This is a genomic window from Alkalibacterium psychrotolerans, assembly GCF_054784355.1.
In genome coordinates this window covers 1-8158 of record NZ_BAAGPH010000039.1, presented here as the reverse complement: position 1 = coordinate 8158, position 8158 = coordinate 1, and the positions used below count along the sequence as shown (strand labels likewise).

The 8158-nt window shown below is 32.7% G+C and carries 6 protein-coding genes and 1 pseudogene; 2 read left to right on the top strand and 5 right to left on the bottom strand.

What is annotated here, in order from left to right; translation table 11 throughout:
* The coding region (locus ACYVLS_RS06980; protein WP_460322893.1) for a hypothetical protein at positions 1-525 on the top strand (525 nt) is incomplete at its 5' end.
* Between the two features lie 431 nt (positions 526-956).
* A pseudogene (locus ACYVLS_RS06975) lies at positions 957-1100 on the top strand (ATP-binding protein); the annotation flags it as partial.
* Positions 1101-1177: 77 nt separating this feature from the next.
* Here the strand turns inward: ACYVLS_RS06975 and istB are convergent.
* The 5 genes from istB to ACYVLS_RS06950 all read right to left on the bottom strand — a co-directional run bounded on the left by istB (position 1178) and on the right by ACYVLS_RS06950 (position 8010).
* On the bottom strand, positions 1178-1927 hold the full coding sequence (istB, locus tag ACYVLS_RS06970) for an IS21-like element helper ATPase IstB (RefSeq protein ID WP_460322891.1): 750 nt from the start codon (positions 1925-1927) through the stop codon (positions 1178-1180).
* Entirely contained in the window at positions 1927-3489 is a 1563-nt protein-coding gene (gene istA / locus ACYVLS_RS06965) for an IS21 family transposase (protein WP_460322889.1), read from the bottom strand. The genes istB and istA overlap by 1 nt, the downstream gene beginning before the upstream one ends.
* Positions 3490-3724: 235 nt before the next feature.
* On the bottom strand, positions 3725-4408 hold the full coding sequence (locus tag ACYVLS_RS06960) for a hypothetical protein (RefSeq protein ID WP_460322886.1): 684 nt from the start codon (positions 4406-4408) through the stop codon (positions 3725-3727).
* Positions 4409-5230: 822 nt separating this feature from the next.
* Positions 5231-6742 (bottom strand): murein biosynthesis integral membrane protein MurJ, encoded by a 1512-nt coding sequence (gene murJ, locus ACYVLS_RS06955; RefSeq protein WP_460322884.1) that lies wholly within the window; start codon positions 6740-6742, stop codon positions 5231-5233.
* 98 nt (positions 6743-6840) lie between these two features.
* On the bottom strand, positions 6841-8010 hold the full coding sequence (locus tag ACYVLS_RS06950) for a glycosyltransferase (protein ID WP_460322881.1): 1170 nt from the start codon (positions 8008-8010) through the stop codon (positions 6841-6843).
* Between the last annotated feature and the right edge of the window lie 148 nt (positions 8011-8158).

Sequence of the window (8158 nt, the reverse complement as noted above, 5' to 3'; positions counted from 1 at the left end):
TGGATCATCAAAAGCGACTTTTTGAAATTTTTCTCCCCCATGGGGGAGAAAGCTCCATTCTTTCAAACAGTTAATCAATCAACTAAGTTAAGAACAATTCTTAACTACAAACTTATTATACGAGGAGGTGATTTCGTGTTAACTATAAAAAACAAGCATCAGTTGAAGAAAGCAGAAAAGGATAAGGTTGGAGAATTTATTGTTGTTGGGGATTTAGCACAAAAAATCTACAAAACCAGAAAGATATCTAGATTGAGTAAAAAAGCTATACTTAGTTTAACTATTGCTTTTAGTGCAGGTGCTATTGCTCTACCATTTACCGCTGGAATATCATTAAAAGCAGCTGGCTTAGCGTCAACTGCTGCTCTTACAACAATAGGAGGTCCTTCAGTAGCATTTACTGCACTTTCAATAGGAGGTTTTCTAGTATTATATGCTCTCTATAAAGACTACGATGTAGATTTCACTGTAGACAATGATGGTAAGATAAAAGCTAAATTCACTAGAAAAGCAAGCGATGAATAGCACTTGTAATCGAATACAACAAATAATCCTTTATCGTACTCTTACACCTTCAAATATAAGGGTTTGTAAACGTGAGTATTGTAGACAGATTAATCCACCGATGCGAAGTGACTTCTGCCAGTTGGATATACTAGTGAAATGCACGGACGCCATCATGAACTGAATTGTGCATAATATCTTCTGTTTTCTACCAGACAAATGAATATAAGAGAACAACTCGCTAAACAGAATACTATTTAAATAGTATTCAATCAGCCACGCTTTCAAATAAGCGTGGCTATTTTCCGGACTCCTTGCACAAAAAGGCGGACTCGAATTGGATATCTAAAGACTCGACCATCCGTAAATGGGGACTTGAAAGCACCAAATAGTCATTTGGCAATGGAAACGAACGAAGTTAATCTTTTAGTCCAACTAATAAAGTTATTTATTATGAAAAGAGCTTAATCATTTTAACGTCTAATAAAGGACCAGACAGCTGGGGAAAAATGCCTGGAGATCAAGGAATCGCAACAGCCATCCTTGATCGACTGCTTCATCGTTGTGAAGTGACTAATATAGATGGCGAGAGTCATGTCGACGTCAAGTAGAAATCGTCAATTTCTGCTAATTAGTTTTCTGCAGTTCTTGCTAAATAAGTTTCTGCACTTATTTACTGAAATACACTTTCACGGTTCTTCATCCTATAGCTTTCATCATTCATCTGTATAACCTCTACACGATGAAGCAGGCGGTCCAGAATTGCGGTTGCTATCCCTTCATCTCCAAGAAGCTCTCCCCACTGATCTGGGCTCTTATTCGAAGTTAGAATAATCGAACTACGTTCATACAAATGGTTAATGAGATGGAAGAATTGATTAGCCTCACGCTGATCCATTGCGATATACATTAAATCATCAATGATAACTAAATCAGACTGCTTGATTCTATTTAATGTTATCTGTGACTTCCTCGTATACTCACTTGTTTTCAGTATGGACATAAGTTCTCCCATTGGGAGAAACATAACCTGGTACCCTTGGTCAATAGCTTCAAGTCCCATACCTATGGCAAGATGTGTCTTTCCGACACCAGGAGGGCCAAGCAACAAAAGATTATATTGCTGCTCGAGCCAATGCATGTCTTTTAGTTGTTTCATTTGACGTGCAGTAAGGCTTTTTTGTTCTTTGATATCGTAGTCTTCAAGGGACTTTTGGTATGGGAATTTAGCCCACTTTAATCGTTTCATTTTATTTTTCTCATCACGTTTATTTATTTCAAAGGTGAGAAGATGATTTATGAGTTCATGATACGTCCAAGATTGTTGCTCTGCTTCTCGCATAAGAAAAGGCAGTTCAACCGCAACTTCTGATAAGCGAAGTTGCTTAAGCGCTTGTTGAAGATTTTCAAGTCCTGAGCTCATTAGCGTTCACCCCCAATCAGTTTCGTATAATCACTAAGCGAACGTGTAGGAACGGTGATGGAAGAAGCCGACGGCTTTGGCGTAACGCTATTTGGTTTTGGAATTTCCTCTGATAATGAGATTTGAGAATGTTTTGCTAAGAATTTGGCGACATCTCTAAATTCATTGGCACTCCATAACCGTTCATCTATACACTTTTGTAATGCAGCTTCACGTTCTTGAGGGAACGCCTTTACGGCTTTCTCTAAAACAATAAACTGGTCACGGGCATATCTTTTATCTGTTTCAATAACTTTATCGATAAATAGAACGGCACTCGATTCGGTTTCAAATAAAGCAATCATGGCTTCTTTATACTTTTGTATTGATTTTGAGCGTTCTCGACCATGATTCGTTTTCTTTATTAATTTTCCTTTTTCAAACGAGAGGGTATGTCGCGTTATTTCTTCACCATTAACTTCACTTAATATAATGAGTTCCTTATCGCTGACTTTGAGTAAGACCTCGTTATTTCCGACAGGTTGGTAGGTTCCCCTGGGAACAGAATAACGATTTCCTTTATAGCGTATTGTATTGTCTTTTCCTATCTTAACTGCTATACTTGCATCAAATGGATTATCCATATTTCTAAAAGATGAGACTGGTTTCAAGTGTGCTTTTTCCTGAAGGAACACTGAATCTGGTCTCTTTTTTGTTGTACCATGAACTTTATGATTACCGGTTCGTTCTAACCAATTCCGGCATTTTTGATTCCAGTCATCTAAATCACTATAGATTCTATTCTTGGCAAAATTACCTTTTACATAGCCAACGACACGCTCAATCTTGCCTTTGGTCTCGGGATCAGCTGCGCGGCACAGGTAAACTTGAAAACCTCTTGCTTGATGATACGCTTCAAATTTACTCGTTAATATCAGGTCTCCAGCATTCTCGCTTACGGCAATCAGGTTATCTTGGTCATACATAATTTCATTTGTCATGCCACCGAAGTAGCGAAAAGCTTGTTCATGACAACGTATCGTATCTTCAGTTGTAAAAGGTCTATCTAACCATTCCACATATTTATAGCGGCTATGTCCTAAAACGAAACAGATACAGTAGAACTTTATCTTTTCCTTTTCGACTGTTTTCTGCCAGCACTCGCCCCAGTCAACTTGAATCTGTTCACCCATATCAACTTCGGGAATAGCCTCATACTGCCTCGTTTGTTTCACTTTGGGAATCGCATAACGATCTCTTAATTCCTCAACGAATAGTCGAATTGTACTCGATCCCACTATTAGGTTGGGGTATTCTTCTAATAACCAGTCTTCAATTTGGGCTGCAGATAAATCTGGATGTTCTTTTAACCAGTCGACAATGACTTCTTCATGACTGCCAAGTTTCTTGTGTCTGTTCTGCAGAGCAGATGTCCACTCGGACATCTCTTCATAATCCATACCTAGATATTTCCTGATTGTATCTCTATCAACACCAACTTTTCTCTTGATTTGACTTATATTAAATCCTAGACGATTTAACTTATGTATCTCATGATATAAAGTCATCTTTGATTCATTCACCTTTCATCCTCCGATCCAATCTATACTCATAACTTTAATAGTATAACTGAATCGACTCATTTTGAGATAAAAAGTGCAACATTTTATTTAGCAATATTTGTTGTTTTTAGTTAAGCATTCACATTCGTGATTCCAACTAATAATCAGGGATGACAAAGTTCTTAAGTTTTCTTTGCAACATTCTAAACTATTAACTTGCAATACACACCACGTAAGTATGAATTAGATTTTTATTTCATTTAGTTAAAGTTAAAGATTTAGATTTTTTGCTTAATCTTAATCTATCATTTAGCCACATCAAAATAATTGGCACAAATAATGTAAAAGATAAATCATTCATTTGTATTGTAGCATTTTGTCCTAGAGAAAATGCTAATCTAGTTGAGGTAATTGATAAGAAATAAATTAATTCTAAACGGTTACTATTGTCAAGTATTTTAGTCAGTAAGTCTCCAAGTTTAATAAATATTAATGACAGAAGTGGAGATAACAAAATACCAAAATAGAACAAGCTTTGACCTACCATAGGTAAAATTTGGACTACATGTCCTTCTCGTAAATACATACGAGTGTTAAAGTAGACTGTACTTAACTGCAAAGGTAAGTTGGCAACAAGAACATTCAACCCCAGTATGGGTCTCACTATATCGTATATTAAATTAATGATATTTCTATTACTAGGAAAAAGTTCAGCAGCTTCGATTGCTATTGCAATATTGTATGGACTTCCAAGATACTGTTGAATCATAGACGATAAATTTACTAAAGTATTATCATCACCAACTAAACTATTCATATTTCTAGCTTGAGTAATAGCAGGGATTATTATTACAAGCCCTAATAATAAAACTGTAAGTACTAATTTAGAATACTTAGGATATAACTTATAAAATACAAATGCAGATGCAATTGCAGTCATCACAAAGTCTGATCTATTAGTGCCAGAATATATACTGATATTGAAGAACATGACTAAAAGTGAAAATAATACCCATCTAAAGTTATTACTTCTAAGATGTTTTTTGTAAAACACTGATATGCTCAGTATAAAGATTAATTGTTTTGAAACATTTAATGTAAGATTAACTATCAATTGCATGTTGGATAATTCACTATTAATGTTGATTATATTACTATTAGGTGTAATAAAATTAAACAAGTTTANAGGTAAGATTATCCTCTTTTCGGTAATTGTTTTATTAAAACTAGAATGATAATTTCTATTTACTAATTTTAATAATACACATACAACTATGAATTCATACATCATCAAGATTATCGCCAAATAAAGCGACTCCCTTGTTGGTTGAAGTGGAGACCTTCCACTATACATACTTAAATAAACTATAAGTACAGGCCCAATAATAAAACGCATGATATTAATGACTCCGAATACTATATAAAAAAGTTTAAAACCTTTAAATAATAATTGTTTTAATATAAAATAATATCCAAAAAGGTAAACTATAGGCATTAAAAATAATAAGTTGTAGGATGAGTCAGTGTTAAAAAAGAAAATATAAATACTCGATCCTAATGAGAGAACTGTCATAATATAAGTAAAGATACTTCTTCTAAACATATTTTCCCTTTGATATGATGAGAATTCCAATAGCTACCACCCTTTCCAATACACTTTTCATATTCTTTTTATCAATTTGAGAGTTCACGAATTTCTTAAATTTACTAAGGTGATAACTAATTTTATTATTCATCTTTTTATAGCTCTATAAATAATATATCAATGGTATTTATTTTTTATAGTGCTAACAAATTTATTAAGTTCATTTATCTTTATAAAATAAAGAGATACTAGATAAATTAAAACTCCAATCCCTACAGAGAATAAAAGAGCAACATTTTGACTCCATATACCACTTAGATAGTTAAAGCTAAGTCTAGAACAGACTCCCATTATAATTGAGGCTAGTAAGAGTTTTACACATGTAATAAAAGTATCTTTCATTTGTAAATTGCCGATTTTCTTTTGTAAGCTTACAAACATTAATATCGCTGTAATAATTGATGAAATACTAGTTGCTAAGGCTATGCCACCGAGTCCTAAAAATCGTGACAATATGATATTTAAAATTATATTAATAGATACACCTATTGCTGAGTTAATCATAGGAGTTTTAGTATCTTCATATGCATAAAATGGCTTTGATAACAGATCTCTTAAACTTATTCCTATCATTCCAAACGAGTAAAAAAATAAAGCATTAGAAGTAACTTGAATAGCCTCAGCATCAAAAGCACCTCTCCCAAACAAGAAACCCACTACAGGATAAGATAAAAACATTAACCCGAGCATACTAGGCATAACAATCAAACTAGTCCCGACTATTGATTGAGACAAAATGGCTTTCAAGCCCTTTATATTAGATTGCACAACCATTTTCGAAACAATCGGATACATCACAGTGCCAATTGAAGCTATTAATACACCTATAATCATTGAGTTTATTTTTTGTGCGTAATCTAGAGCCGATATGCCTCCTATGACTATTTGCGACGCTAGAGTTCTATCGATAATTTTATTTATATCTGTAACAGCGACTCCTAGAATTATTGGTAAAATTAAATATAGCATGTTATGTAACTCGGAATCTTTAATATTGATAAAAAAACTATAACTATAATTCTTTCTTTTTGCTGATCCTAATAATATTAAAACTTGAGTTATTTTAGCTATAAGAAAACCATAAGATAAGATTAGTATGTAATCTTTTGTACTAAAGACTATAGCTAGAATCATAACTAAATCAAATGATATCCCAATATATGAAGGAGTTATATAATCGCCCTTCATTTGTAAATAAGGTTGGAGAACAGAAATAATAGTTGAAAACAAGATACCAAACATGGTAATTCTTGTCATACTTACAGCTAAGGACAGTGATTCCTCTCCAAATCCAGAAGCAACAATTAGGATAATTTGTTCTGTGAAAATTAAACTAGCTCCAACTATTATGAAACAAAGTATTATAAAAACATTTAGGAGATTATTAGTGAATTCGTTTGCTTTTTGAGTCCCTTCCCTATCTTCAATTCTTGAATACAATGGTATGTAAGCTGCTGCAATACTACTGCCAAGAATTGCTACAACCAGAGCAGGAATAGTCAAGGAAATAATATATGCATCACTTATCATAGAAGCTCCATAATAATAAGCCAATATTATCTCTCGACTAAATCCTATAAGTTTGGAAAAAACTGTAATTATCATCAAAAGTAGGACTGTTTTTTTCATATTTATTTTCCTTTAGGTTAAAGATACAAAATTAAAATTCATCAAAATAATAAGCTAATTAGAGACTTCAGTGTAAGCCTAATTCACTACAGTAATAATCAATGATTTTTTATAAAACTATTAAAGAACAATTCTCTACGCTCTTGAATATATTCGGGTTTGTATTCTTTTGATTTTTTATAATTAACTATTGCTTGCTCTAACATCTTTTTATTATCCATGTTTTTTAAAATAGTATAGATCTGTTTAATATTACTTCGCTTACTAAATATAACATCTGTATCTAACAATTCTGGTATACCACCCACATTAGTACCTATAGCAGGTAACGCACTATTCATAGCTTCAATTAATGCTCTCGGCAAACCTTCTGTTTTACTGGGTTGTGCGTAGACATCAATAGTATCTAGCCACTTGACAACATTACTGTGTTTCATTACACCTCTAAATATAACTTGGTCGGAAACATCATATTTAATAGCAGTTCTTTCCAAATATGATATATCACCTCCGCCAACTAGATGATATTCATAGTTAGTAATACCTTCCTTTTTCAACTTACTAAGTGCTTTAATTATATCTTTTTGTCCTTTATATTTAATATTTATTGCTCCAATTGTACCTATAATTATTTTGTTGCCAGACTTTAAATTTTCAATTTTCTCAATTCTTCTTTTTAAAGTTTCTTCATTTTTTTCTTTTAAAACTACATTTGAGCAATTTGTACTGTGCCCTAGTGTTGGGTACTTATCCTGTAAATATTTATTAGTTACATAGACAGTGAAATTAGATTCTTTAACTCTTTTTTTAGTTGAGAAATGTACAAATGGCGCTAATAATTTCCCTTTATTACTATGGTACCAAAGACTATCCCATGGACTTCCAACTAATTCTATTAAATATGGTTTATTTAGATTTCTTGCTATATCTATTGCTAATAAACCAGTTTGACTCGGTAACCTGGCAACAATAAAATCAGCTTCATCAACTGCAGTTTTAATAATTTCTTTCGCTTTCCTCCTACCGAAAATCCGTCCCTTAAAACTCATCATATTAGGAACAGAAATAAATTCAAATGGTTTTAAAGTTATTTTAGAAAGATTATTTGCTTGAGAAATATCTAAAATTTCTTTTTGCCTCATTATTACAATTAAATATTCAGCAATTGAATAATATTTCATAAATGTATCATTGTTATGAGCATTTCCATAATAATTTTTCTCCCTATCTACCCTTAGCGGACCATCATGACAAAATAACACTTTCATATGATACCCTCTCTTTAATAAATAGTAGTTACCAATTTTTTTATATTTTTAACATGTTTTAAAGCAACTAACGTTGCTCTGTCAATAAAAGTGCAAAAAGGCACCTCTTCCCCCCTTAATCTGATAAAATGAAGTTCACTAAAACAAA